This is a genomic window from Veillonella parvula, from assembly GCF_047241225.1.
Taxonomy (GTDB): Bacteria; Bacillota; Negativicutes; order Veillonellales; family Veillonellaceae; genus Veillonella; species Veillonella parvula_O.
In genome coordinates this window covers 48,232-74,130 of sequence record NZ_JBKTIE010000002.1, presented here as the reverse complement: position 1 = coordinate 74,130, position 25,899 = coordinate 48,232, and the positions used below count along the sequence as shown (strand labels likewise).

Sequence of the window (25,899 nt, the reverse complement as noted above, 5' to 3'; positions counted from 1 at the left end):
TATGTATAAGTTATATGATTTTATGGAGGCTCGTGAGCGCTTGAGCACAATCACTGTGAAAACGAAGTTACTTCATAGTGATGTGTTTTCTGACGAGTGTGGCAATGATGTATATATCAAGCCAGAAAATTTGCAAATAACAGGCTCTTTCAAGGTTCGTGGAGCTTATAATAAAATTGCAAAACTAACAGAAGAGGAAAAGGCGCGCGGTGTTATCGCTGCGTCTGCCGGTAATCATGCACAAGGCGTGGCCCTTGCTGCGAAACGCCTTGGCATTAAAGCGACTATTGTCATGCCGAAACACACGCCTCTTATCAAGGTGAATGCTACAAAACAATACGGTGCAGATGTTGTACTATTTGGCGAGATTTATGACGAAGCCTATCAAAAGGCGATGGAGTTGCAGAAAGAGCACGGCTATGTGTTCGTTCATCCGTTTAATGATGAAGATGTAATAGAAGGGCAAGGTACGATTGCCCTTGAGGTGCTTGATGAATTGCCTGATGCGGATATCTTGCTCGTTCCTGTTGGGGGCGGTGGTATCGTATCTGGTATTGCGGCTGCGGCGAAATTAAAAAATCCACGCGTTAAGATTATCGGTGTAGAACCAGAAGGTGCAGCGAGTGCCCTAGCTGCCTTAAAGGCTGATCATCCTGTACCTCTCGATGAAGTGGCGACGATTGCAGATGGTACGGCAGTACGTCAAATTGGGGAAACTACATTAGAATATATCAAACAATATGTAGATGAAATTATTACCGTTTCTGATTATGAATTGATGGAAGCGTTTTTATTGCTTGTTGAAAAACATAAGTTAGTAGCAGAAAACTCTGGTATTTTGCCACTCGCTGGTCTCAAGAAATTAGAGTGCCACGGTAAAAAGGTGGTAGCTATCGTCAGTGGTGGTAATATCGACGTACTAACTATTTCGTCAATGATTAATAAAGGTCTCGTATTGCGCGGTCGTATCTTTACCTTCTCCGTTAACCTTCCTGATAAACCAGGTCAACTGGTTGCGGTATCTCAAATGCTGGCAGATGCAGATGCAAATGTTATTAAACTCGACCATAATCAGTTCAAAAACCTTGACCGTTTCCATGAAGTGGAATTGCAAGTAACGGTAGAAACAAATGGTGAAGAGCACATCCAACACATTATTGATACTTTCAAACATAATGGATACATTATTAAACGTTTAAATTCCAGCGAGATTTTATCTGAATAGCTGGTTGAAAGGGTTCCTATGAGCGCAGAAACAATCAATGGGGCACGCATTGTCCTTGAAACATTGCATCGCTTAGGCGTAACCGATATGTTCGGTTATCCAGGTGGCGCAGTAATCCCAATTTATGATGAAATTTATAGCTTCCCTGAAATTAAACATTACTTCGTCCGTCATGAACAAGGTGCAGCACATGCGGCAGATGGCTATGCTCGCGTATCTGGTCGCGTAGGTGTATGTCTTGCTACCTCTGGTCCTGGCGCAACGAATCTTGTAACAGGTATTATGACTGCGTACATGGATTCCGTACCTATGGTGGCCATTACTGGTCAGGTTGGCCGGCCCTTTATCGGTAAGGACTCCTTTCAAGAGGCGGATATCCAAGGTATTACGATGCCTATAACTAAGCATAACTATCTTGTTCAAGATATTCATGATTTGCCTCGCATCATTAAAGAGGCGTACTTTATTGCTGGCACAGGTCGTCCAGGCCCTGTACTCATCGATATTCCGAAGGATATTCAAACCGAAAAAATATCCATGGCGGAATACAACAAATTGTACGAAGTACCTATTCATCTTGAAGGCTATGATCCAACCTATAAAGGTCATCAAGGTCAAATCAAAAAAGCAGCTACTCTCATCAAAAATGCAAAGCGACCACTTATCATTGCTGGGGCAGGCGTATTGAAGTCTGGTGCTATGGATGAGCTTAAAGAATTAGCTGAAAAGGCTCAAATCCCAGTGACGAATACATTAGTTGGCCTTGGTGGCTTCCCAGGAGATCACGAATTGGCCCTTGGTATGGTTGGTATGCACGGTTCTGTTGCAGCTAATAATAGTACAGATGAGGCTGATCTTGTGATTGCTGCAGGGATTCGTTTCCATGACCGCATCACAGGCCATCCAGATTTCTTCTGTAAAAAAGCTAAAATCATCCATATCGATATCGACCCAGCTGAAATTGATAAGAATGTTACAATCAACGTGCCTATCGTAGGGGATTTAAAACAGGTATTAACGGAGCTTAATGCTCTTGTAGAACCTACAACGCATGAAGCGTGGCTTGAGCAAATCCGAGAATGGCAAGCGGAATACCCTATGGTGATACCTGAATCGAAAAATGGTGTATTACATGCACAATATGTGTTGTCTGAGCTTAATAAGATTGCCAAGGAAGATGCCATAATCGTAAGTGACGTCGGTCAACATCAAATGTGGGCGGCTCAATTCTTAACTCATAAAAAACCTCATACTATCGTTACCTCTGGCGGTGCGGGTACCATGGGGTATGGCTTGCCGGCGGCTATCGGAGCTCAAGTAGGGGCGCCTAAGAAACAAGTTATCCTCGTTGTCGGTGATGGCGGGTTCCAAATGACTTGTGAAGAGCTCATGATGGTACGCCAATATAATTTGCCAATCAAGATTGTTATTATTAACAATGGCTATCTTGGCATGGTTCGTCAATGGCAAGAAATCTTCAATGATAGACGCTACTCTTATGTAGATTTAGAAGTGAGTCCGAACTTCGTGAAACTTGCAGATGCATTTGACTTAAAAGCAGCTCGTCTAGATAATGTTGAAACTTTCAACAAAGAATTTAAATCATACATTACATCGGATGAAAGCATTGTCTTGGATTGTCGCGTTGAACGAGAGGATAATGTATTGCCAATGATTCCAGCAGGCGGCACGATAAGCGGTATGATGGGTAAGAAAGGGGTGCTATAATGGCAAAAGAACATCAAGTCTTAATCATTGCAAAAAATGCACCAGGTATTGGTACACGTATCTTGGCACTCTTTAACCGTCGTGGCTTTAACGTTACAAAAATGACATCTGGCATTACAAATCAGCCAGGTTATGCACGTATTACTATTACTGTAGAGGCCGATGACCGAATTCTTGATCAAGTGCAAAAACAAATCTACAAGCTCATCGATGTTGTTAAGGTTAAAGTGTTTGATGATCATGATGTGGTATGCCGTGAGCTAATGCTTATCAAGGTAAAAGCATCTGCTTCCACAAGATCACAAATTGTACAGATTGCCGATGTATATCGTGGTAATGTGTTAGATATTTCTCCTACATCTATGATCATTGAAGTCATTGGTAGTGTAGAAAAATTACGTGGCTTCATTCAAATTATGGAAACCTATGGTATTCTTGAAATTGCTAAAACAGGTATTACCGCTATGAGCCGTGGAGAAAAAATGTAGGAGCTGATAACGTGGGGCGTGAATTACTCCATTATGAAAATGTCTGCTTTCGCCGTGATGGTAGACCTATTTTAGATAATGTAAATTGGCATATAGAGGAAGGTGAACATTGGGCCTTATTAGGGCTCAATGGAGCTGGCAAATCAACGCTACTTAGCATGCTACCGGCTTATCAAATTCCTACAACGGGCACTTTGCGTGTGTTTGGTAAGGAGTTTGGCAAATATGCTTGGCCTAAAATCAAATCTAGACTAGGATTTGTCAGTTCTGCTCTTGGACAATTTCAGTCAACCTTGGATAAACAAGTCGTTGAAGATATTGTTATTTCTGGTGCGTTTAGTAGCATTGGTATATACCAAGAGGTAGCACCTGAGGTCCATCAGCGAGGGATAGAACTACTATCTGAATTTGGACTAGGCTATTTGGAAGGGCATCGTTTTCATACCTTATCTGCTGGTGAGCAGCGTCGTGTATTGTTAGCGCGGTCTATTATGGCAAATCCGGAATTATTGATTTTGGATGAGCCTTGCTCTGGCTTGGACTTACCAGCGAGGGAACAGTTTTTACGCACCGTTTCTACCTTGGCAGCGGAGCAGCAGACGCCGATTATCTATGTGTCACATCAAATTGAAGAGATATTACCGTTTATTACTCATGTAGCTATCCTGCGAGAGGGCAAGATGGTTCATGCAGGACCTAAACACGAGATACTAACCGATGATATTTTATCTGATGTCTTTGGTCTTTCCGTACAAGTTGTATGGAAGGATGATCGTCCATGGGTGATGGTTCGGTAGTTATCAAATTTCTTTATCAGAGGCTTAAAACTTGGCTTACTGATACTAAATTAATGTACGCCACATCTTGCAAAAATTTGTTAGATTGTGTACAGTATATATAATCTATATTCTATTGAATATGTTTGGAGGTTGTCTAATATGGCAGGTAAAATTTTAGGTACTACAGTTTATTATGATGCAGATTGTAATTTAAGCAAATTGGAAGGCAAAAAAATTACAGTGTTAGGTTACGGTTCCCAAGGTCATGCTCATGCATTGAACTTGAAAGAAAATGGTATGGACGTAACAATTGGGCTTCGCGGTGGTTCTTCTAGCTGGAAAGCTGCTGAAGAAGCAGGTCTTACAGTAAAAGAAACTGCAGAAGCCGTTAAAGGCGCTGATATCGTTATGGTATTGATTCCAGACGAATTGCAAGCAGACGTATATGCACAAGATATTGCTCCAAACTTGAAACAAGGTGCGTACTTGGCATTCGCTCATGGCTTTAACATTCACTTTGGTAAAATCGTACCTCGTGAAGACATCAATGTATTCATGGTAGCTCCTAAAGGTCCTGGTCATTTAGTTCGTCGTACATACCAAGAAGGTTCCGGCGTTCCTTGTTTGTACGCTGTAGAAAAAGACCCATCTGGCGATACTGAAGAAGTAGCATTAGCATGGGCTTCTGGTATCGGTGGTGGCCGTTCTGGTATTTTGGAAACTAACTTCAAATCCGAAACTGAAACTGACCTCTTTGGTGAACAAGCTGTATTGTGCGGTGGTGTTACTGAGTTGATTAAAACTGGCTTTGAAGTATTAACTGAAGCTGGTTATGAACCTGTTAACGCTTACTTCGAATGCTTGCATGAAATGAAATTGATCGTAGATCTTATCTACGAAGGCGGTTTCCAAAAAATGCGCCACTCCATCTCCAACACTGCTGAATACGGCGATTACCATGCAGGTCCTCGCGTAATCACTGCAGATACTAAAAAAGCTATGGAACAAATCTTGGCGGATATTCAATCTGGTAAATTTGCTGATGAATTCTTAGCAGATTCCAAAAATGGTCAAAAATTCCTTAAAGAACATCGCGAAGCAGCTGCTAATCATCCAATTGAACCAGTTGGCGCAGAACTTCGCAACTTGATGAGCTGGTTAAAATAAGAGTATTACTTAGGTAATCTTTTGTGAGATTATATGCTTATTAAAAGCGACCCCGTAAGGGGTCGCTATTTTTTATCTTTTCTTACATTATTTTGGGCCATCTTGACGATTACATCGAAAATATTGGAATCAAATATGGTATAATAAAAAGTAATATTTGAAAGGAGTGTGGCATGGATTTTTACACATTAGCCTATGTTGAAAGTCAGGCTGTAATAGGTCAAACTTGGGGCTTTGTTATAATTGTAGCTGTTCTATTAGCATTGCTCATTTTGGGAGTACAAGTATTGCGAAATGGTTTTACTAGTCGCTATCGTGACTTGATGATTATATTGTCTTTAATCGTAGTGTTCTTCTTAGGGCTTGAATACCAAGAGTATAATCGGATGAAAACCTATTCTGAGGACTCCTCTCGTATGGCTCAATTTTTACATTCTTTTAGTTCAGATCGTTCCGTACCGAGCGACCAATTGGCGGTTAACTCCTCAAAGATTCGTAATGGTATGATTTTAAAAGTAAGTGATGCTTACTATGAGGTTCAATTTAATCCAGAATTTTCAACCTATACTATTACACGTGTTTATAAGGTAAGCCCTATAGATCGAATTCACGATAAAGAGGATGCATTACAATAAGGAGGACCACATATGACAGAAGCTATGGCCGTCTATGGGATGGTCTTTGCAAAACTCGCCATCGGTCTCTTGGCGATTATTTTACAAATCAATTTAATGGGTAAGGGCAATTTAGCCCCAACCTCTGCCTTAGATCAACTGCAAAACTACGTACTTGGTGGTATTATCGGTGCCATTATTTACAATGATCAAATTGGTATTTTACAATTTATGTTAGTCCTTATTTTATGGACTATCCTCGTAATGACTCTTAAGTTTTTAAAAGGGAATCTTCGTATTTTTAAAGCAATTCTTGATGGTCATCCAGTTATAGTAATCGAAAAAGGTCATATTCTAACAGAAGAATGTATGCGTTATGGTATACAAGCGGCTGAACTTAAATTAAAACTTCGTGCTGCCGGTGTTCAATATGTTACGGATGTTAAGCGTGCCGTATTGGAGCAAAACGGTCAGCTCAACGTGGTTCAATTCGGTGAAGATAATATCCGATTTGATCTTATCGATGATGGTCAAATTAATCAGTTTACCCTCGATGTAATTGAAAAAGATAGAGAGTGGCTTGAACAAGAAATCCAAGCTCAAGGATACTCTGTTAAGGATATATATATTGCAGAATATAAAGATGGTAAAGTTGTTGTATATCCTTATGATAAAAGAGAGAGACCTAATTTAGTAAGCTCTATAAAAAATAAGACTAAGAGCAAATTAAAGCCTTAATATATAGCTTGGAATATGAAACGTATAAATCTATTAACATTTTAATAATAGATACATAGTATTTAGTTTTTATTAAGCCCACTATTCGTAGTGGGCTTATATAGAAAGGAAATTAGTGAATCGTAAAGATTTAATTGATCGATTACAAGAATTATATAAAGATGAAGACAGTCGGGTAACAGTAAATCCTCATGCAGGGCAAAAGGTGGCCATCGTCTATCCAAATACATACTTCGTGGGCATGAGTAATCTTGGACTTCATATCATTTATGAGGAAATCAATTTGCGAAATGATAGCGTTTGCGAACGGATTTTCTTGCCTGAGAAAAAGGAATTAGAAGCTTACGATAAGACTAAGACTCCCCTTATGAGTGTTGAAACACAAAGGCCTATGCATCAATTTGATGTAGTTGCTTTTGATGTCACCTTTGAAATGGATTATTTCCATATTCCTTTGATGTTGCGCCATGGTCGTGTACCTATTATGGGAAAAGACCGCACCGAGTTTGACCCTATCGTTATTGCAGGCGGTCCTTGTGCGACGTTCAACCCAGAGCCTTTTGCTGATTTTATTGATGCTTTCATTATCGGTGAAGGGGAAGGCCTTGTGAGCCATGTCCTCGATATCATTCGAGATGGGAAACTGGAAGGCTTGGATCGTCACGCTATTTTACGTCAATTAGCGGATGTATCGGGTGTTTACGTACCATCCCTGTATGTGCCGATTTACAATGAAGATGGTGAATTTAAAGGCTATGATATTGTCGAGGGCGTACCTAAGACGATTAAACGTCACTTTGAAATGCTCACCAGCGGTGGTGAAACGGTAGTGGCTACGAACTATACTGAATTTGGCGCTATGTATATCATAGAAGTAGCTCGTGGTTGTGGTCGTCACTGTCGCTTTTGTATGGCTGGGTATTGCTTCCGCGTACCTCGTGTACGTCCTTTGGACATTTTGAAAGAAGGCGTAGAGCGCGCAGAAAAACTAGGTAAAAAGGTAGGCCTAATGGGTGCTGCTATCTCAGACTATCCTGAGGTAGATGAACTCGTTAATTATATTCGCTCTAAAGATATGCGTTACTCTTGTGCATCCTTGCGTGCTGACTCGTTAACACAAGCCGTAGTGGATGGACTAGCAGACAGTGGACAAAAGACTATTACCATTGCACCAGAAACGGGCAGTGAACGTTTGCGTCGCGTCATTAACAAGGGTATCAGTGAAGAGCATTTACAAAATGCAGCTACCTTATCTGCAAAGTCAGGTATTCAGCATATGCGCTTATATATTATGATTGGGCTGCCAACGGAAACCGATGAAGACATTGAGGCTATTGTAGGCCTTGCGGAAAGAACGCAGGCTCATATGGCTGAGGTAGGCTGTAAAGGTCGTTTGACGCTCAGTATTAATCCGTTTATTCCTAAGCCTTTTACACCATTTCAATGGATGGCCATGGATAATCAAAAAGCGGTGGAGAAAAAATTACAATATATAAAAAAAGCATTGCAAAAGAATCGCCGCATTGAGGTTCTCGTAGAGTCCCCTAAAGAGGCATATATTCAAGGGGTTCTTGCTCGTGGAGATCGTCGTTTAGGTGCTGTTATTGCAGCGTGTGCAGCCGATCGAGGTAGTAAATCTTTTAAGTCTGAAATGAAGGCGGCTGGTCTAGATATGGACGATATGAACTATCGCGAACGCAGTTTTGATGAATTCTTGCCGTGGAGCCATTTAGACATGGGGATGCAGGAGGGCTATCTTGAAATGGAATGGCAAAGATCCCTTGATGAAGCATATACACCTTCATGTGCAGTAGGTTGTAAACGCTGTGGTGTATGTAAATAGGAGTAATAGATGAATCAATCTGTAAAACGTAAAGATGTGAAAGGTCCTCATGGTATATGGTCTTATGAGACGCCAAGCTGGAGTGAGCGATTTCCTATTGTTATGGGCGATACCTATCGTCATGGTGGCGTATCTAAAGCCCCTTATGAATCATTAAATCTAGCTTTTCATGTAGGCGATGAAGCTCAGAGTGTACGAGAAAATCGAGCTATTGTTGCGAAATATTTAGGTGTTGAACCAAACCGTATTTCTTGTGGCAATCAAGTCCATGGTTTAAAGGCTGTAGAAATCACAGAAGACCTTATTGGGGCCGGTGCTTTTGGGGAAGATACGGCCATCGATGATTGTGATGCGGTATTTACAAATCTACCTCATGTGCCATTATTTCTGTTCACTGCAGATTGCGTTGGCGTAGGCATTTACGATGCCAAACATCATGCGATTGCAACGGCACATTCAGGTTGGCGTGGTGCCATTGGCCGCTTACCAGTACTTACTATTGAGGCCATGAAAGAGGCTTATGGGACCGAGTTCAAAGATTGCTATATATATCTTGGGCCTAGTATTGGACCAGAGTCCTTTGAAGTAGATGTAGAACTAGGTAAACGCTTTGAATTAGCATGGAGAGATATGACAGACCGAGATGCATCTGATGTTGTCAATTATCCTGGTGATAAATTAGATAAGGCTTATATCAATTTATGGAATTTTATTGGTGAGGATCTCGTTGTAAATGGAATTCCTCCTGAGAATATCACAATTGGTGGTACCGATAGTGTAAGTGAAGTAGACTGTTATTCCTATCGTCGAGAGGCAGGCCTAACAGGTCGCATGGCCTTATTTGCGATGTTACAAGACCGATAAAATTCGACTTTCACAGGAATCATAATAAAGTATGATATTTTATATATATACATGCTTGAATTTGTGGAAGGGATAAGCCTTAAATCATGTACATTTGACCTTAAATACTATATAATAAAATAGTCTATACAAATATATTTGATGATTATGATATATAGATTGAAGGGGGCATTCACGTGATTGAAGAATCCCTACACGCTATACAGCAGCGCATGGCCGATGCTATGGCGCGTGTTGGTCGCGTAGATACAGCATTATTAGTGGCGGTTACAAAGAACCACCCTGTGTCGGCTGTGGAAGAGGTCGCACGGCTCGGTGTCACTCATGTAGGAGAAAATCGAGTACAAGAGGCCAAAGAAAAGCAGCTAACCTATAAGGGGCCACAATTAACATGGCATTTGATTGGTCATTTACAGGTCAATAAGGTGCGCCAAGCGGTTCCTATGTTTGATTTAATTCATTCTGTGGATAGCCGTAAATTATTAGATGAAATCGAAAAGGTTGCTGCAAAGCACGATAAAATACAAGATGTATTACTGCAAGTCAATGTGGCCCGCGAAGCCTCTAAAACGGGAATGACCGTCGAAGAGTTTCCAGAAATACGAGATTATGCAAAAACATTGCCTCATGTACGCGTAAGGGGCTTGATGTGTATGGCGCCATTTTTCGATGATCCACAGGAAGCTCGTCCAATCTTTCGCGTAGCGAATGCCTTGTTTGAGGATATGAAACGCTACTTTGAAGAAGGGCAGATTCAATATTTATCTATGGGGATGACTCATGACTTTGAGGTTGCTTTGGAAGAAGGGGCTAACATCGTTCGTGTAGGCACAGCAATTTTTGGGGAACGTGTATATTATTAAGGTTCGGGTTACCTGATAATCGGAAGCGTTAATTGTATTAGGAGGAAATCCAAATGGCATTGGGAGATTATTTAGACAAAGCAAAAAACTTATTCTTAGGCAGAACTGATGATGACTATGAATATGATGATTACGAATACGAAGATGAAGAGGAATACGAAGCTGAACCTACCCCAGTAGCAACAGCGGCTCCCGTGTCCGGCGCATCTGAATTTCATCCACGCAAGGTAGGAGGCCAATCTACGATGACACAACGTCCAACAGCTATGAAAGTAGTTGTAATTGAACCAAAAGTATTTGAAGATTCTGAAAATATTACACATCAATTGCGCGACATGCGTCCTGTATTGATTAATTTTGAAAATACAGACCCTCATGAAGCAGCTCGTATTGTAGATTTCGTATCTGGTGCGACCTATGCATTGGATGGCAAATTGGAAAAAGTAGGTAAAGACATTTTCATGTGTGTACCTGTAAATATTTCCATTGATTATAATGACAATGAAAGCAGCACAACTGAGCAAAACGAATATTCTTGGGAAAACAAATAATCTCTCTATAAATGGTGGTGATAACTATGTTAGGTAAAACCCTATGTATAGGCGTTGGCTCAATGGGGGGCGCTCTATTGCGCGGTGCATTACAGTATGGTGTGTTGAAAGCCTGTGATACACACATTCTAGTGCGTCGCGAAGAACAATGTAAGGCTCTTGCAGAGGAGCTTGGTGTAGTAGGTTTTACTACATTGCCTAATGTAAACGAGTACAACACTATTCTATTGGCTGTAAAACCACAAGTGTTACCATCTGTATTAGAGACTTTAAAAGAAGTACCTTATGGGACTGTTATGATTTCTGTTGCCGCAGGTGTCACCTTAGATACTCTTGATGCGGCTATTCCACAAGCTAACTGGTTTAGAGCTATGCCAAATACACCGGCTTCTATCGGTGCTGGCATGACGGCACTTGCTGGAGATGATGTGAATACTGACCTAGGTCTTACTGTACAAGCCTTATTTGAGGCTGTAGGTGAGGTAGCAGTGGTGAGCGAAGCCGATTTAGATCGCTTAGGCGCACTATCTGGCGCGGGCCCTGGCTATATGTTCGTTATCCTTGATGCTTTAGCTGATGCAGGCGTTCGTATTGGTTTACCACGTCAGCTAGCCATAAGGGCAGCTGCTCAAACGATGTACGGTGCTGGTAAGATGGCTCTTGAAAGTGGCAATCATCCAGCAGTACTACGAGATCAAGTGACCAGCCCCGGTGGCACCACCATTGCTGGTATTGGTGCCATGGAAAAAGGTGGACTTCGCAGTGCTCTCCAAGATGGCGTAGTAGCATGTCTTTCTCGGTCGAATGAATTGGGGAAATAATTTTGGCAGATACTAGTAAATTAATACGATATTTCGAGGCCAGTGGCAGCGGTGAGGAAGCTCGTCGCATGCTTGACTTGGCTGAGCAGGTTGTTAAAGGTCGCCCCTATCGTGTGGCGGATTTTACGAGTCCTGCAGGCCTTGTTATTGCAGATGCTATCAAGGCTAATTACCCACAGTTAACTGTTAAAACTGACGGTGGCTATGAAGGGGCGGAACGTATCCGTATCGCCTTTGTAGATAGCGACTTTAACGGTACCGTGGACATGGGCATTCGCGCCCTTAAGGTGAATTGGGACCCACGGTTCCGATTGCTTACCCATCGCGATGTGCTGGGCTCCTTGATGGGCCTTGGCATTGATCGCTCCAAATTTGGGGACGTTATCGTCCAGCAAGGGGGCGCTCAGATTATGATGGATGAAAGCGTGGCTGATTTCGTAATTCAAAACTTTACGAAAATTGCTATGGTTTCTGTATCTGTAGAGGCTATTGAGTTATCAGATATTGCACCAAAAGAAGAAAAAATTAAAGAAGTCCGCACTACAGTCGCTTCCTTGCGCTTAGATGCGGTAGCAAGCTCTGGATTTAGTGTATCTCGCACTAAATTGGTGAGTGCTATCAATGCGGGCTTATTACAAGTAAACTGGCAACCAGCTAAGGGGGCATCCCAAGAGGTTAAAGAAGGGGATGTCATTTCCATGCGTGGTCGTGGCCGAATGAAGGTAGAAGCTATTACAGGTACCTCTCGTAAAGGGCGTATCGGCGTATATCTGAAACGATTTATGTAGGCAGTTGAAAATCGGCTTGACCATCAAGCCGATTTTTTTGTATATAGTAGGACAGCCATGGTATCCATAACATTTCAACCTACAACTGAAAATATAATCCTATTCGTAGGCGGCGGAGAAGTAGCGGAACGACGGATGCAGCTTTTTATTGAGGAGCCTTGCCAAATTGTCGTTATTGCTCCAACTGTGACGGATACGATTAGCCAATGGGCAAAGGAAAATCGTATCACTTGGTGTGATCGGGCTTTCACAATGGATGACGAAGAGCATATTATTTCGAGTAGTTTGCTGTTTATCTGCACAGATAATCATGAATTAAACGATACCTTGTATGAGCTAGGAAAAAAACATCGCGTGTGGACCAACCGCAGTGATGATCCGAGCGCGTGTAGCTTTACTGTGCCGTCATCCCTTGAACTCGGCGATCTTCATATTGCTATTAGTGCCAATAATGTAGGACCTCGTATCAATCGTCTCGTACGACAAGATATGATGAATCGTTATGGTCAGTTGCAAAAGGCTATGCCTAGACTTAAAATATTTAGAGAAGAAGTAAAGTTACTGCTTCCTACTCCAGAGGCTCGACAGAAATTTTGGCGAGACAATCTGACGGTAGAAACATTTGAAGCCATTCTCAAGGGAGATTGGATGATTATAGAGGAGAAACTTAACCATGCAATTAGTGGTATTAGGTCTAAATCATAGAAGTGCCGCTGTAGAGGTGCGTGAACGTTTCTCGTTTGATAAAGACGAGGTAGTTGCCGCACTAAACCGCCTCTATGAATTTGACTGTATCTCAGAATGCGTTATATTATCCACCTGTAATAGAACGGAAATTTATGCTGCTTTAGAAGGTGTAGAATTCCCGAAGGATTACATGTTGGCAGTGTTAAAAGATTTAAAAAGAGCAGATCATATCGATGCAGATGCATTCTTCTTCTACGAAGAACGAGATTGTATTGAGCATCTATTCCGTGTTTCTGCTAGTCTTGATTCCCTTGTGTTAGGGGAAGGCCAAATCTTGAGCCAATTAAAAGGGGCTTATATTCAGGCTTATAGCGCAGGCTGTACGGGAACAATTTTTAATATTTTATTCCAACGGGCTATTAGCGTTGGTAAAAAGGTACGTACTAATACGGGCATTGCTAATACGCCTGTATCTGTTAGTTACACGGCGGTCAATCTTGCGGAGGACAGTTTAGATAAGCCATTATCCGAAGCTACAGTACTTATTTTGGGTGCTGGTACGATGAGTGAATTGACAGCTACTCATTTACAAGCGAAGGGTGTAAAAACGATTTTCGTATCTAATAGAACCTTTGCTAAGGCTGAAATGTTAGCGGAACGCTTTAATGGTAAAGCTGTTAAGCTCGATAACTTTGTAGACTATGCTAAAGATGCGGATATTCTTATCACATCTACAGGGGCACCGCATTATATTATTACTGAAAAAGAAGCGAAGAAAATTACGACTCTTCGCAAGGGTGAACCAATCGTTATGATCGATATAGCGGTACCTCGTGATATCGATCCTGCGGTGGCAGATTTGGACGGTATTTACCTATTTAATATTGACTCTCTTGAAAGTGTAGTAGAAGAAAATAAGGCGCAGCGCGAAGAAGAAGCTCGTCGTGCGGAGCCTATTATTCATGATGCTATTGAAGAGTTATTGGATAAGTTGAGCTATTTAACAGTGCGTCCGATGATGGCATTGCTTACAGAAAAAGCGGAGCGTATTCGCCGTCGTGAATTACATCGCGCATTAGCTAAATTACCAGATATTTCCGATAAGGAACGCCGCATTATGGACTCGATGAGTCGCATGATCATTCGCAAAATGTTGCGTGAACCGATGATTCACTTCAACGAAATTGCTGGTACAGAGGAAGAAGGCTTGTACTGGGACTTATTCAAAGATATGTTTAATCTTGAGAAAGAAGGCTAATGCCATGAGAGATCATATTCGAATCGGCACGCGAAAAAGTGCCCTTGCCCTATGGCAGGCTGAACATATTAGTGCAGAATTACAACGTCTGTACCCCAATATTACGGTAGAGCTAGTTCACTTTAATACAAAGGGTGACCGTATTTTAGAGAAACCACTGGCTCAAGTTGGTGGTAAAGGTTTATTTACTGCTGAATTAGAAGAGGCTATGCATGCAGGCGACATCGACATCGCCGTACATAGCTTAAAGGATATGCCTACAGAGTTGCCAGAAGGCCTTACTCTTGGTGCCATCTCCGCTCGTGAAGTGCCTTATGATGCACTAGTGAGTCCCGTGTATAAAACACTGGACAAATTGCCACAAGGCGCTCGCGTTGGCACTAGTAGTTTACGCCGGCAAGCACAGCTATTACATGTCCGACCTGACCTAAAGGTAGAGGTTATTCGCGGTAATGTGCAGACTCGTTTGAGCAAAATTGAAACGGAAAAGCTAGACGGTGTTATCTTGGCTCAAGCAGGCCTTAAGCGATTGGGGTTAGAAGACCAAATTACACAAGTCTTCAAGGCCGACGAAATGATTCCTGCCGTTGGACAAGGGGCACTCGCTATCGAGTGTCGTGCCGACGATACGGAGATGCTTGACATGTTGGATCCTATCAACGATGAAGCAACGCGTTATGCCGTTGAAGGGGAGCGTAGTTTCTTGCGTCAATTAAATGGTGGTTGTCAAGTGCCAATGGGCGTACATGGCACCATCAATAAAGGTCAATTGACTTTAAAGGCTATGATTGCATCCCTCGATGGAAAAACTGTGTACGAAGGGGAAATCTCTGGTCCCGCTAAAAAAGGCGAGATCCTTGGTAAAAATCTTGCAAAAGCCTTATATGAAGAAGGGGGCAAACGTATTGTGGATGCTCTCATAGAGGAAGGAATCATAAAATGACAGGTATGGTATATCTAATCGGTGCAGGCCCTGGCGATGTTAAACTCATCACTGTAAAAGGCCGTGAATGCATCGAAAAAGCAGATGTAATTGTATATGATTATTTAGCGGATGCTCATCTGTTAGAGTGGGCGCGCCCAGATGCAGAATTAATTTACGCTGGTAAGCAGTGTAAAGAGCACACAATGCATCAATGGGAAATCATTGAGCTATTAGTCCAAAAAGGTAAAGAAGGCAAAATCGTAGCACGATTAAAAGGCGGTGATCCGCTCGTATTTGGTCGTGGTGGTGAAGAAGCGATGGCTCTTGGCGAAGCCGGTGTGCCATTTGAGTTCGTGCCAGGTGTAACATCTCCTATCGCAGCGCCTGCCTATGCAGGGATTCCTGTAACACAACGCGCTATGGCCACATCCTTTGCGGTGGTAACAGGTCATGAGGATCCTACAAAAGCAGTATCTGGCATCCATTGGGAAGGCCTTGCTACGGCGGTAGATACACTTTGCTTTGTAATGGGTGTTGGTAACTTGCCTGTCATTGCGGAAAAATTGATGGCTCATGGGCGAGCAGCCTCTACACCAGTAGCGCTTGTTCGGTGGGGAACAAAAACAGTACAAGAGGTATTAGTTTCTACCCTTGAACATGTCGTTGAAGATGTAGCAAAGGCTCAATTGAAAGCGCCAGCTATCATCGTAGTAGGTGATGTTGTCAACCTTCGTGAAAAATTACAATGGTTCGATAATAAACCTTTATTCGGAAAAACTGTTGTGGTCACACGCGCTCGCTCCCAAGCAAGTGCATTCCGCGAAAAATTAGCGGCTCAAGGCGCAAATGTAGTGGAAGCAGCGGCAATCAAAACATCTCCATTGGAATTGTTTGAGGAAGATAAACGTATCATTAATAATACAAAACAATACCAATGCATCGTATTCACATCTGGTGAAGGGGTTCGCTACTTCTTCGATGCTCTATATAAAGAAGGCAAAGATACACGTGCTTTAGGTAATTCTAAAGTGGCGGCTATCGGCTGTGCTACGGCTCGTGAACTTCATAAGTATGGCATCGTACCGGATATCATTCCTGTAGACTATAAGGCTGAATCTGCTGTAGAGGCTCTTGAAGAAGAACTCAATGCAGGGGATTCTGTACTGTTGATTCAACCAAAGGTAGCACGCGATGTGATTCCACGTTGCTTGCGTCACCGCGATATGAATGTAGATATCTTGCGTTTATACGAAACTACACAAGATACATCTCAACAAGAAGCATTAGTAACAGCGTTAACAGAAGGCAATGTAGATTATATTACCTTCACAAGCTCCTCTACTGTAACAAATACAATCCAATTATTGGGCGACAATGCACTAGAGCTATTAGGCAAAACTAAAGTGGCTTGCATCGGTCCAATTACGGCTGCTACGGCTATGAGTGCAGGTCTTAAACCGGCTATCATCAGCGATGTATATACAACAGATGGCTTAGTAAATGCTATTGTAAAAGACATTTAGGAGGATTACATGTACGATTTAACATACCGTCCTCGCCGCTTGCGTATCAATCCAGAAATGCGTGATTTGGTACGCGAAACGACACTCGACGTAACTGATTTGATTTATCCATTATTTATCGTGCCTGGTGAAGGTATCAAAAAAGAAATCGACACATTGCCAGGTCAATATCACTTGTCTGTTGATGAGGCTGTGAAAGTAGCTCAAGAGGCTTATGATCTTGGTGTGCGTGGTGTAGAAATCTTTGGTATTCCTACATATAAAGATGAGCAAGGTTCCTCTGCTTGGGATATGTCCCAACCAGTACAACAAGCCATCAAAGCCATCCGCGAAGCCGTGCCAAATCTTTTGGTTATTTCTGATGTATGCTTGTGCCAATATACCTCTACCGGTCACTGTGGCATGATTGATGACCATGAAATCTTGAACGACGAAACATTACCATTGCTTTGTAAAGTTGCGGTAAGCCAAGCAGAAGCTGGTGCACATATGGTGGCTCCATCCGATATGATGGACGGTCGCGTAGGTGCTATTCGTGAAGCCCTTGATGCGGCAGGTTATACCAATGTATCCATCATGAGTTATGCAGCAAAATATGCATCTGCTTACTATGGGCCGTTCCGCGGAGCTGTTAATTCTGCGCCAAAATTTGGTGACCGCAAATCTTATCAAATGGACCCGGCTAATCGTTTAGAAGCTTTCAGAGAAATCGAACTCGACATCGCTGAAGGTGCAGATATTATCATGATTAAACCGGCCTTGTCCTACTTGGACATCGTTCGTGAAACGCGTGACCGCTATGAATTGCCTGTGGCGGTATACAATGTATCCGGCGAATATGCGATGGTTAAATCTGCTGCTACGGCTGGTCTCATCGACGAAGAACGTCTCGTTATGGAAACAATGCTGTCTATGAAGCGTGCTGGTGCTAAAATCATCATTACGTACCATGCCTTAGATATTGCTAAATGGTTACAACAATAAGGAGGAACTATGTTCCAACTCGGTAAATCTGAAAAGGCCTTTAACGAGGCTAAACGTTATATGCCAGGCGGCGTAAATAGCCCTGTTCGCTCTTATCGCAGCGTAGGCTCTAACCCTCCGTTTATTAGCAGCGCCAGTGGCAGCCGCATTTATGATATCGATAACAACGAATACATCGACTATGTGTTGAGCTGGGGTCCTATGATTTTGGGCCATGCGAATCCTGAAGTTATTGCTAGTTTGCAAGAGGCGATTCCTCGTGGTACTAGCTATGGTGCGCCTACACTACTAGAAACAGAATTGGCTAAAAAGATACAAGCCTTCATGCCATCTATGGAGGTTATCCGCCTCGTAAACTCTGGTACAGAGGCTACCATGAGTGCCTTGCGCGTAGCTCGTGGCTATACTGGTCGCGATCGTATCGTAAAATTTGTAGGCTGTTACCATGGTCATAGTGATGCGCTCTTGGTGAAAGCTGGCTCTGGCCTTGCTACTTTTGGCGTGCCGGATAGCCCTGGCGTTCCTCAAGGCGTAGCAGAGAATACCATAACATTGCCGTACAATGATTCTGATGCGGTTCGTAAATTATTTGACGAGATCGGCGATACTATTGCGGCTATCATCGTGGAACCTGTAGCAGGTAATATGGGCTGTGTGCCTCCAGTACCAAGTTTCCTCGAAACCTTGCGCGAAGTAACTAAGGCTCACGGTGCTGTACTGATTTTTGACGAAGTTATGTGTGGCTTCCGCGCTAGTAGTGGCGGTGCTCAAAAACGTTACAAGATTAAACCAGATCTTACATGCCTTGGTAAAATCGTTGGCGGTGGCATGCCACTTGCCGTGTTTGGTGGCTCTCGCGAGATTATGAACCAAATTGCACCAGCTGGTCCTATCTACCAAGCTGGTACATTGAGTGGTAACCCAATTGCCGTTACCTCTGGTTTGGCAACGCTTTCCATTCTGCAACGTGATCCAACGGTGTTTAAACAAGTAGAAGATACGACGATTGGCCTTTGTGAAGGCTTTGAAAGATTGGCGGCACAATATAATGTGCCTGTTGTAGTACAACGTGTAGGCTCTATGTTCACCATCTTCTTTACTGACAAACCAGTTAAGAACTTTGATGATGCTGCAGCGTGCAACGAAGAACAATTTAAGATGTTCTTCCATCATAACTTGAGCCATGGTATTTACTATGCGCCAAGCCCTTATGAAAGTAATTTCGTATCTATCTGCCATAAGAGCGGTGAAGTGGAACGCACATTAGCCGTTGCTGATGAAGCTTTCAAAAAAATCAGTGATACATTATTATAAAAGTATATAGTTTGTAGTTGTTTATGTATCGATACAGGTGATGAACATGCAGTTTTACAAGAACTTAAAGCGTGCTCGCGTGCGCATGGGCAAAAGCCAAATCGAAGTAGCAAAGGCCGTAGGTATCAGTAATGCGGCGCTTTCAAATTACGAAACAGGGTATCGCGAACCAGATTTAGATACACTCTGTGCTCTGTCTCGCTATTATGGATTGACCTTGGATGAGCTGTTGGATGTAAATGGAGAAGAACACGAGCCCATCTATGATCTCAGTCCTGTACTAAAAAATAAATACATCGCCTATAAAGGTGAAGTATTCGAGTTGAAAGACTCACAAAAACGTGCGCTCTTGCGCGAGCTCGACAATCTGTTTACTAAATTTGAGAAATCAAAAGTAGAAGATAAGGACAGCAAGCCAAAGACGTACAAACATGGGAACCCTCATATCAATCGGGCTGGCCTAGCTAGCAGTGCGGGTAGTTTAGCGGCACGACGAAATATAAAGTAGTTTAATATACTAACATTGTAGATTGAGTGAGACATGTTTATTTGAACAATTTAATTAACTTAATTATAAAAAGTACCATCTATTTGGGGAGCTAAACGACACATAAGTCGTCCCTTGATAGATGGTACTTTTTTTGCCGCAACATAACAAAATATTCGTTGGTGGTATACGCTAGTTTAACATATAATTGAATTATAGAAGGGGAATAAATATTTATTAATTAGATATGATATTTGATATTATTAAAAGATGTTGGTGTTTTGTATGAAGCTATTTGATTATATAGCTTAGGTAGTTTGGTATGAAAAAAATTTGTTCTTTAATACTGATTGTTATAGCAATTATTAGTACCACTATTTATCAGTATTATTATCACGATGGTTCTCCTAATAATATAGTTATTCTGGATGAGTCCCATGAATTAGTAGATACATCAATTAAAGAAACCGTCTCTAGTCGTATTTTAGCCGTATATCTTGATGAGCCTTACTATTATTATTTAGGCTATGATGGAATCGGTCGATATGATATTAGAAATCACATGTTAGATGTTCTAGAATTTGAAATTTACGGTGATGAGACTGGCAAGCATAAAATTAATTATTCAAGATCTAAGATGATTGTTAATAAGAAATCTAAGTTAGAAGCTTTTTCAAAAGAGACTTTAGATAACTTTGAAAAAATGCTGATGAACTCAGAACGTGGTGCTAAATATTATAATAAACGATGGTATCATTCAGGCTATGAAGCCACATTTCTCGACTTAGATAAGCATCTAATTATTACAAATGACGTAAGAGGAATAAAAGAGACTCCTACTAAAATCTTAATATTTAATGTTAGTGGTTTTATTATCATTGATAAAGAAACAAATAATATACAAGTATATTTTGATGAAAGTATTGCTGGTAAAAAGGTTAGAGACTCTTTAATTACTATGTTGAAATATAACTATGGCGATTATCTAACCATATTAAATAGTCTTGATGAAATTGGGAAAGACGAACGGACCATCTTGTTACAATTAAGAGATAATTATGTTAATAAAAAGTAGTAATATATTATATTTATATTCATAATATTGTGTAGTAAAAATTGAGAGTACTTTAACGAGTTGATTTGATGGAGTTGTTAGTTTTGAAAAAGATAGGAATGTAAATATTCTATTTAGTATGTATTATCTTAATTATAAGGAGATTTAGTAGATCGATGGAGTTCTTTGATTCTTTTTTGAATTTATATGATACAAATTATGAGGTTAAAGGTACAATTCAGGCTATAGGATTTTTAATTGCATTTATTTGTATTCCTGAGTTGATTGGTAATCATGATAGTATAGAATCTTTTACTTCAGCTAAGCCTATAGTGAGATGTGTAGTAAGGATTATTTTGAGTATCTTCTTATTTTTTGCAATATTTACTTTGTTGGGTTTGCTGATGGATAATGGACTATTATAATTCACTAAGTAAAACGGGTTAATGATGAACGTATAGATTTTAAGCTAGAATAAATTAGTGGATAGAGGTATAAATATGATCTATTTTAAAAGTAAAAAAAGCTTAGATACATTTTTAATGGTCTTTATATTGGGTGCTGTTAAGGCATATAGACGAAATTATATTGACTTGACCATTTTAGAATATTACATATTTAGTATGTTAATTCGATTAATGTGTAGAAAAGCACATCTGTCCGATAAACTGTTAAATATAATTGGTGATGGGATGAGTTTAGAGGATGTTGATGAGTGGATGGCTCGTAGAATCCCTATACCAGCATTAAATGATACGTTAGATGATATTGAATGCAGTAGTTGGATTGCTTTAATAGAACGGGAGTTAGAGGGTAATACTTTATCTGAAGTGTTAAAGATTTCTACACATGATGAAAAGAAGTTCGGTATCTATTTCTTTACCGATTATGTAGAGGAGATATTTTGGGCGTTGTTTTTGTTAGGATTGTATGAAGTCTTACAAAAACCTGAATTCATTTCTGAATCAATCTTAAGTTGTATTAAACAGACCTATTTGTCTGAAATATATACGTGTGAACGTATTCAGAATGAAGATCTTCAAGCATGTATTTCCAATTTACAGGAGATAGCGGATACTAATATATCCGGGCAATTAAGTAAAGATTTAATTACTATGAAAGCAAAATTAGCATCATTACAGATATTATTACCATTTTATGATGTGAGTTTTGACAAGTTAAAAACAGGCATTGATTTAAAAGCTACTAAAGGGATGTTTTGGCAGATTAAAGTTTCAGGGGAGTTTATAGACTTAGGATTATAGATTCTAGAAGATTTTTAAGTTGTATATATACTTATGATTATTATTTAAGAAAACTAAGCTAGAAGACTTTTCAAAAGAGGCTTTATATAACGTTAGAAAAATGCTAATGAACTCAGACCATGATGCTAAATACTAACAATAATCGCTGGTATTATTTAGGTTATGACCTAACATTTCTTGATTTAGATAAACATCGAATCATTACTAATGATGATGTAAGAGGAATAGAAGATTTTCTGACGAAATTCCTAATAATTAATGTGAGGATATATGGATATATATATTAATAAAATAAGAGATATACTTATTGATTGTATGCCAATACATTGGTATAAGTGTTATTTGTTTTTTGAATGTACAGAATCAGGTATGAGTTCGGCTTGTTATTATGTAAAAACCCCGGCTGGTTCAATCATTAGTTATGGAGATTTGCTATATAATTGCAGTGATGAAAAAGTAAAATCTATAAAAGCTGGAACTAGTGAGATTTTAACGTATGTACGTTTACTTCATGAAGCCTCTACAGAACAATGGACGTGGGGAACAATGTATATTTCACGCGATGATTATGAGCCACATTGTGAATTTCATAATGACCCTGTAACTGACGATTGCTGGCTCCAAAATAGATATAAGTGGGTATATAAAAACTTTGGTGTTTTGGAAAATGAAGATGAATTTGATCCGGATGTATATAAAGAAATGCTAAAAGGTCCACGAGGTGTTTTATTATTGGAAGATATGGAATCTCGTGTATTAGCAAAAAATTATACTGCCATTGATAAGGCATTTAAGTTAAAGCATAAAAGCTTAGAATCGGAACTTGAAAAACATTATAATAAAGTAGCCAAAAGTATATACAAGTTAACGCCTCTAAATTGGCATCGTGCTAAATTACACTTTGATATGAATGTTAATAATTCCTCTGTAGAGCTTTTGGTTTATAAAACTGAGGATGATTCATATATTACAAAGTATGTAGAAAATAATGATGAAGAGCCGGCTATTATTTCGGAAGTTATGTATAATTTAAAGAATGAAATTTTATCAATGATTGAGACTTTTAAATTCTATAATCAAAATCCGTTCTCTGGATTAATATTTATATTAACAGCTAATGGTGAAGTATCTTTAGAATTATCTTACTCAGATTAGTAGGTTAGTATTACATACTATTATAATGACACCTATACCACCAACAAGGGCTTGGTATAGGTGTCATTTTTATATTACAAAATGATAAAAAATCATTATTACTTAAAATCTAAGTAGTTCTATTAAAATCACCAGATTTCTAAGTTTTTATGAGTGTTTTATGATAAAATAAAAGATATGAATATCTCAACAACTAGATTTATTATTTATAATAGAGATATTATTGAGTATAAGATGACGTGAGTTTATGGAGAAATATTACTAATATACAAATATGAATAAAATAATTGTTTTTATTAAAGGTCTACTGCAGTTATCCACGATATTGGTAGGTATATTTGGTCTATTTCTCTTTATAGGTGGGGGTTGGTTATATCATGATTTACAGTATCGGTATGTAGTTGATAGCAGATACAATACAATTTTTGATAAGGCCAACAGTGTATATCTCATTAATAAAGGTATTTCGATGGATATTATTAATGATAAAATTTATGCGATGAATGATGATGTCTATGTTATTATTAATCAAGAGAGCAATACAATTATTGTATATTATTTAAATCCAGAAGATGTTGAAATTATAAATAATTTTACAAGATTACAACAATGGTATTACGGTGATAATATGATATTACAACCGATTGAAAGTTTAGGTCCATCTGAAACATTTGATATATATAAGAAATTGTCAGAAGCGCCTGGAAGGTTTCAATCACAAGGTAGCCGAATTTCTTTTTAATAGCAGTATAATTTTAGATTCCAAGTTCTAATAACGTAGTTAGGACTTGGAATCTTTTATTATTTTTTGATCAGTTTAAGCGGTAGTCATTAAATATAAAACTTCTTAATTAAAGAGGAGTATTATGTTACTTATATTAAATAAGTCCTATTAAAATTACCGGAATTTTATGATTTTATGAGTGTCTTATGATAAAATAGATGCTGCATTTGGTAATGCTAAAGCTGCATTCGGAAAATTAAAGATTGGTGTTAGAATGACAAAAATTTCTGAAGATAAAGTTCATGTGGTTGGGCAAGCAAAAGATTTATATAATTTTGAATGGCTTCCTGATTACGATAATAAAATCGGATCTATTCCTCCGGCAGAGCTTTCTACTGCGTATATAGATAAACTATGGTCTATGGTAATGAGTGCATCAAAGGAGAGTGCATTAATTGCTGCAGCTAATATTGCATATTTAGAACAGAGAGCTAGAATTATAAAGCCTTTTAAATATGGAATTCAAATTGATACTGTTATTTAAGCTGAAGTGAGAGCATAGTAGAGATGAAATATATATTAATTATTTTGGTAAGTATTTTGAGTTTAGCAGTATGCTCAATAATCTATATTGGTGAATCTAATTCATATAAATATGAACCTCGTTATTTTTTGGGATATTCCAAGGGTGAAAATTATATATTGGATAATAAAACTGGGTCCACATTAGAATATAATGGATACTCTTACGAATCACAATTAAACTATCTATATAGTTATGGAAAAACAGGTTTTCTAAAAATTGATTTAATTTTAGATCAAATATACTATTTATTTGATGAGGAAACCGATGAAAATTATAAAAAATATACTTTAAACAACTATTTGATAGAGAAAAAAGAGCTAGAAAAAGAACAGAAACCAATTCACATACATATTTTATCTAGTAAGGCAGACCTAACTTCTGAGGAACAGGATATTTATAATCGGTTGAAAGATAAGAAGATGAGATATCCTAATCGTTCTATTATTGTTAAAGTAAAATAATATGCTTAATATTTTGGTGATTTGGATGCTTCGTAAGACAAGCTTGTGATGTATTTATTAAGACTTTTCTATACTAATAAATAATTTGATATTACAGATTATTTTAATGACACCTATACCACCCATAAGGGCTTGGTATAGGTGTCATTTTTATATTACAAAATAGTAAAAAATCAGAATTACTTAAAATCTAAGTCATTCTATTAAAATCACTAGAATTTTACGATTTTATGAGTGTTTTATGATAAAATAAAAGGTATGAATACTTCAACAACTAGGTCTATTACCTATAATGGCGACAGAATTGAATATGAGTTAACCATCAAGCGTGTGAAGAACATGAACATGCGCATTACCAGGGATGGTGTGATCCATGTGTCGGCGAATGGGTACATACCGGATTATGTGGTGGATAAATTTGTCATCGAAAATATGCCCTCCATTGAGCGGGCTCGTTACAAGATTGATGCATTGAATGCCAAGTGCGTTGAGGCGTTGCAGTATGTGAATGGTGAAAGCTTATCAATTCTTGGTATTCTCGTTACCTTACGCCTAGTTGAGCAGGATGGAAAGCCTCATATCGGCTTTGACGGAAAAGCCATCCTTACCATGGTAGTACCTCGTGGTACGACCTTTGAAGCAAAGCATAAATTAATGCAAAGTTATTGGCGTAATTTAGGGGAGAAGGTCTTTGTCCACTGGGCGAAGGTCGTATATCAGCGCTTTCACAAGCAAGGTATTGATGTACCTATGCCAACCATAAAGCAGCAGCGCATGAAGAGCCGTTGGGGTTCTTGTACGCCTGCAAAGCAGCTCATTAAGATGAATACCCGCTTATTAGAGGGGCCACAGGCGTATATTGAATACGTTATGGTTCATGAGTTTGCCCATTTTAAATATTTAGACCATTCCAAGAACTTTCACAATCTCGTGGCACAGTTTTTGCCAGATTGGAAGGTCCGCAAGAAGTCATTGAACGTGTATTTTGCTCATCGCCCTTAAAGGAG

Annotated in this window: 28 protein-coding genes; all 28 read left to right on the top strand. The window is 39.5% G+C overall.

The features are described 5' to 3' along the window. Nucleotide 1: 1 nt before the first annotated feature. Nucleotides 2–1,225 (top strand): threonine ammonia-lyase, encoded by a 1,224-nt coding sequence (gene ilvA, locus ACLRYO_RS03730; protein ID WP_278618701.1) that lies wholly within the window; start codon nucleotides 2–4, stop codon nucleotides 1,223–1,225. 18 nt (nucleotides 1,226–1,243) lie between these two features. Then, nucleotides 1,244–2,953, top strand: a complete 1,710-nt coding sequence (gene ilvB, locus ACLRYO_RS03725) for a biosynthetic-type acetolactate synthase large subunit (protein WP_155086563.1) — start codon at nucleotides 1,244–1,246, stop codon at nucleotides 2,951–2,953. Next, a complete protein-coding gene (gene ilvN / locus ACLRYO_RS03720) occupies nucleotides 2,953–3,441 on the top strand; it encodes an acetolactate synthase small subunit (protein ID WP_004696811.1) in 489 nt (162 codons plus the stop codon). The genes ilvB and ilvN overlap by 1 nt, the downstream gene beginning before the upstream one ends. 11 nt (nucleotides 3,442–3,452) lie before the next feature. Beyond that, the gene (locus tag ACLRYO_RS03715; protein WP_270279409.1) at nucleotides 3,453–4,238 is read left to right on the top strand and encodes an ABC transporter ATP-binding protein; all 786 of its coding nucleotides are present in this window, start codon (nucleotides 3,453–3,455) and stop codon (nucleotides 4,236–4,238) included. Between the two features lie 141 nt (nucleotides 4,239–4,379). Next, a complete protein-coding gene (ilvC, locus tag ACLRYO_RS03710) occupies nucleotides 4,380–5,387 on the top strand; it encodes a ketol-acid reductoisomerase (RefSeq protein WP_004695212.1) in 1,008 nt (335 codons plus the stop codon). Nucleotides 5,388–5,560: 173 nt separating this feature from the next. Beyond that, the gene (locus tag ACLRYO_RS03705; RefSeq protein WP_278618699.1) at nucleotides 5,561–6,022 is read left to right on the top strand and encodes a DUF3290 family protein; all 462 of its coding nucleotides are present in this window, start codon (nucleotides 5,561–5,563) and stop codon (nucleotides 6,020–6,022) included. 12 nt (nucleotides 6,023–6,034) lie between these two features. Beyond that, nucleotides 6,035–6,739, top strand: coding sequence for a DUF421 domain-containing protein (locus ACLRYO_RS03700; protein ID WP_278618698.1), 705 nt, complete (start codon nucleotides 6,035–6,037; stop codon nucleotides 6,737–6,739). Between the two features lie 115 nt (nucleotides 6,740–6,854). After that, nucleotides 6,855–8,582, top strand: a complete 1,728-nt coding sequence (locus ACLRYO_RS03695) for a radical SAM protein (protein ID WP_278618697.1) — start codon at nucleotides 6,855–6,857, stop codon at nucleotides 8,580–8,582. A gap of 9 nt (nucleotides 8,583–8,591) precedes the next feature. Further along, on the top strand, nucleotides 8,592–9,446 hold the full coding sequence (locus tag ACLRYO_RS03690) for a polyphenol oxidase family protein (protein WP_278618696.1): 855 nt from the start codon (nucleotides 8,592–8,594) through the stop codon (nucleotides 9,444–9,446). 176 nt (nucleotides 9,447–9,622) lie between these two features. After that, a complete protein-coding gene (locus tag ACLRYO_RS03685; RefSeq protein ID WP_004695221.1) occupies nucleotides 9,623–10,309 on the top strand; it encodes a YggS family pyridoxal phosphate-dependent enzyme in 687 nt (228 codons plus the stop codon). A 53-nt stretch (nucleotides 10,310–10,362) separates the two neighbouring features. Beyond that, on the top strand, nucleotides 10,363–10,860 hold the full coding sequence (locus ACLRYO_RS03680; protein WP_278618694.1) for a cell division protein SepF: 498 nt from the start codon (nucleotides 10,363–10,365) through the stop codon (nucleotides 10,858–10,860). A 26-nt stretch (nucleotides 10,861–10,886) separates the two neighbouring features. Further along, nucleotides 10,887–11,681, top strand: coding sequence for a pyrroline-5-carboxylate reductase (gene proC, locus ACLRYO_RS03675; RefSeq protein ID WP_278618692.1), 795 nt, complete (start codon nucleotides 10,887–10,889; stop codon nucleotides 11,679–11,681). A gap of 2 nt (nucleotides 11,682–11,683) precedes the next feature. Next, nucleotides 11,684–12,469, top strand: coding sequence for an RNA-binding protein (locus ACLRYO_RS03670; RefSeq protein WP_413084682.1), 786 nt, complete (start codon nucleotides 11,684–11,686; stop codon nucleotides 12,467–12,469). A gap of 57 nt (nucleotides 12,470–12,526) precedes the next feature. Further along, the gene (locus ACLRYO_RS03665; protein ID WP_077707613.1) at nucleotides 12,527–13,174 is read left to right on the top strand and encodes a bifunctional precorrin-2 dehydrogenase/sirohydrochlorin ferrochelatase; all 648 of its coding nucleotides are present in this window, start codon (nucleotides 12,527–12,529) and stop codon (nucleotides 13,172–13,174) included. Next, a complete protein-coding gene (gene hemA, locus ACLRYO_RS03660; RefSeq protein ID WP_278618689.1) occupies nucleotides 13,143–14,414 on the top strand; it encodes a glutamyl-tRNA reductase in 1,272 nt (423 codons plus the stop codon). Before ACLRYO_RS03665 ends, hemA begins: the two co-directional genes overlap by 32 nt. A 4-nt stretch (nucleotides 14,415–14,418) precedes the next feature. Continuing rightward, nucleotides 14,419–15,357, top strand: a complete 939-nt coding sequence (gene hemC / locus ACLRYO_RS03655) for a hydroxymethylbilane synthase (RefSeq protein ID WP_004695234.1) — start codon at nucleotides 14,419–14,421, stop codon at nucleotides 15,355–15,357. Beyond that, complete coding sequence (gene cobA, locus ACLRYO_RS03650) at nucleotides 15,354–16,862, top strand: uroporphyrinogen-III C-methyltransferase (protein ID WP_413084681.1); 1,509 nt, start codon at nucleotides 15,354–15,356, stop codon at nucleotides 16,860–16,862. Before hemC ends, cobA begins: the two co-directional genes overlap by 4 nt. A gap of 9 nt (nucleotides 16,863–16,871) precedes the next feature. Next, entirely contained in the window at nucleotides 16,872–17,846 is a 975-nt protein-coding gene (gene hemB / locus ACLRYO_RS03645) for a porphobilinogen synthase (protein WP_077707610.1), read from the top strand. Between the two features lie 9 nt (nucleotides 17,847–17,855). Then, nucleotides 17,856–19,160 carry a glutamate-1-semialdehyde 2,1-aminomutase gene (gene hemL / locus ACLRYO_RS03640; RefSeq protein ID WP_278618686.1) on the top strand — a complete coding sequence of 435 codons (1,305 nt, stop codon included), beginning with the start codon at nucleotides 17,856–17,858 and terminating at the stop codon, nucleotides 19,158–19,160. Between the two features lie 46 nt (nucleotides 19,161–19,206). After that, nucleotides 19,207–19,668, top strand: coding sequence for a helix-turn-helix domain-containing protein (locus ACLRYO_RS03635; RefSeq protein ID WP_077707608.1), 462 nt, complete (start codon nucleotides 19,207–19,209; stop codon nucleotides 19,666–19,668). Nucleotides 19,669–19,969: 301 nt separating this feature from the next. Beyond that, nucleotides 19,970–20,722 carry a hypothetical protein gene (locus ACLRYO_RS03630; RefSeq protein WP_012864734.1) on the top strand — a complete coding sequence of 251 codons (753 nt, stop codon included), beginning with the start codon at nucleotides 19,970–19,972 and terminating at the stop codon, nucleotides 20,720–20,722. Between the two features lie 155 nt (nucleotides 20,723–20,877). After that, entirely contained in the window at nucleotides 20,878–21,126 is a 249-nt protein-coding gene (locus ACLRYO_RS03625) for a hypothetical protein (RefSeq protein WP_012864733.1), read from the top strand. 75 nt (nucleotides 21,127–21,201) lie between these two features. Then, complete coding sequence (locus ACLRYO_RS03620) at nucleotides 21,202–21,966, top strand: DUF3969 family protein (protein WP_077707607.1); 765 nt, start codon at nucleotides 21,202–21,204, stop codon at nucleotides 21,964–21,966. 270 nt (nucleotides 21,967–22,236) lie between these two features. Beyond that, a complete protein-coding gene (locus ACLRYO_RS03615; RefSeq protein ID WP_077707606.1) occupies nucleotides 22,237–23,121 on the top strand; it encodes an immunity protein YezG family protein in 885 nt (294 codons plus the stop codon). Nucleotides 23,122–23,395: 274 nt separating this feature from the next. Further along, a complete protein-coding gene (locus tag ACLRYO_RS03610) occupies nucleotides 23,396–23,863 on the top strand; it encodes a hypothetical protein (protein ID WP_077707605.1) in 468 nt (155 codons plus the stop codon). Nucleotides 23,864–24,044: 181 nt separating this feature from the next. Next, a complete protein-coding gene (locus ACLRYO_RS03605; protein ID WP_229039603.1) occupies nucleotides 24,045–24,389 on the top strand; it encodes a hypothetical protein in 345 nt (114 codons plus the stop codon). A 23-nt stretch (nucleotides 24,390–24,412) separates the two neighbouring features. Further along, nucleotides 24,413–24,892: a hypothetical protein gene (locus ACLRYO_RS03600; RefSeq protein WP_077707604.1), complete on the top strand. Its 480-nt coding sequence runs from the start codon at nucleotides 24,413–24,415 to the stop codon at nucleotides 24,890–24,892. 234 nt (nucleotides 24,893–25,126) lie between these two features. After that, a complete protein-coding gene (locus ACLRYO_RS03595; RefSeq protein ID WP_077707603.1) occupies nucleotides 25,127–25,894 on the top strand; it encodes a M48 family metallopeptidase in 768 nt (255 codons plus the stop codon). Nucleotides 25,895–25,899 lie beyond the last annotated feature (5 nt).

Excerpts from the sequence above, each read along its gene's own strand:
- ACLRYO_RS03680 (WP_278618694.1), top strand. The coding sequence starts at position 10,363 with ATGGCATTGGGAGATTATTTAGACAAAGCAAAAAACTTATTCTTAGGC.
- ACLRYO_RS03625 (WP_012864733.1), top strand. The coding sequence starts at position 20,878 with ATGGAGTTCTTTGATTCTTTTTTGAATTTATATGATACAAATTATGAG.
- ACLRYO_RS03665 (WP_077707613.1), top strand. The coding sequence starts at position 12,527 with ATGGTATCCATAACATTTCAACCTACAACTGAAAATATAATCCTATTC.
- ACLRYO_RS03705 (WP_278618699.1), top strand. The coding sequence starts at position 5,561 with ATGGATTTTTACACATTAGCCTATGTTGAAAGTCAGGCTGTAATAGGT.
- ACLRYO_RS03630 (WP_012864734.1), top strand. The coding sequence starts at position 19,970 with ATGAAAAAAATTTGTTCTTTAATACTGATTGTTATAGCAATTATTAGT.
- ilvN (WP_004696811.1), top strand. The coding sequence starts at position 2,953 with ATGGCAAAAGAACATCAAGTCTTAATCATTGCAAAAAATGCACCAGGT.
- ACLRYO_RS03610 (WP_077707605.1), top strand. The coding sequence starts at position 23,396 with ATGAATAAAATAATTGTTTTTATTAAAGGTCTACTGCAGTTATCCACG.
- hemC (WP_004695234.1), top strand. The coding sequence starts at position 14,419 with ATGAGAGATCATATTCGAATCGGCACGCGAAAAAGTGCCCTTGCCCTA.
- ilvB (WP_155086563.1), top strand. The coding sequence starts at position 1,244 with ATGAGCGCAGAAACAATCAATGGGGCACGCATTGTCCTTGAAACATTG.
- cobA (WP_413084681.1), top strand. The coding sequence starts at position 15,354 with ATGACAGGTATGGTATATCTAATCGGTGCAGGCCCTGGCGATGTTAAA.
- ACLRYO_RS03690 (WP_278618696.1), top strand. The coding sequence starts at position 8,592 with ATGAATCAATCTGTAAAACGTAAAGATGTGAAAGGTCCTCATGGTATA.
- hemL (WP_278618686.1), top strand. The coding sequence starts at position 17,856 with ATGTTCCAACTCGGTAAATCTGAAAAGGCCTTTAACGAGGCTAAACGT.
- ACLRYO_RS03620 (WP_077707607.1), top strand. The coding sequence starts at position 21,202 with ATGATCTATTTTAAAAGTAAAAAAAGCTTAGATACATTTTTAATGGTC.
- ACLRYO_RS03700 (WP_278618698.1), top strand. The coding sequence starts at position 6,035 with ATGACAGAAGCTATGGCCGTCTATGGGATGGTCTTTGCAAAACTCGCC.
- ACLRYO_RS03615 (WP_077707606.1), top strand. The coding sequence starts at position 22,237 with ATGGATATATATATTAATAAAATAAGAGATATACTTATTGATTGTATG.
- hemB (WP_077707610.1), top strand. The coding sequence starts at position 16,872 with ATGTACGATTTAACATACCGTCCTCGCCGCTTGCGTATCAATCCAGAA.
- ACLRYO_RS03600 (WP_077707604.1), top strand. The coding sequence starts at position 24,413 with ATGAAATATATATTAATTATTTTGGTAAGTATTTTGAGTTTAGCAGTA.
- ilvC (WP_004695212.1), top strand. The coding sequence starts at position 4,380 with ATGGCAGGTAAAATTTTAGGTACTACAGTTTATTATGATGCAGATTGT.
- ACLRYO_RS03635 (WP_077707608.1), top strand. The coding sequence starts at position 19,207 with ATGCAGTTTTACAAGAACTTAAAGCGTGCTCGCGTGCGCATGGGCAAA.
- proC (WP_278618692.1), top strand. The coding sequence starts at position 10,887 with ATGTTAGGTAAAACCCTATGTATAGGCGTTGGCTCAATGGGGGGCGCT.
- ilvA (WP_278618701.1), top strand. The coding sequence starts at position 2 with ATGTATAAGTTATATGATTTTATGGAGGCTCGTGAGCGCTTGAGCACA.
- hemA (WP_278618689.1), top strand. The coding sequence starts at position 13,143 with ATGCAATTAGTGGTATTAGGTCTAAATCATAGAAGTGCCGCTGTAGAG.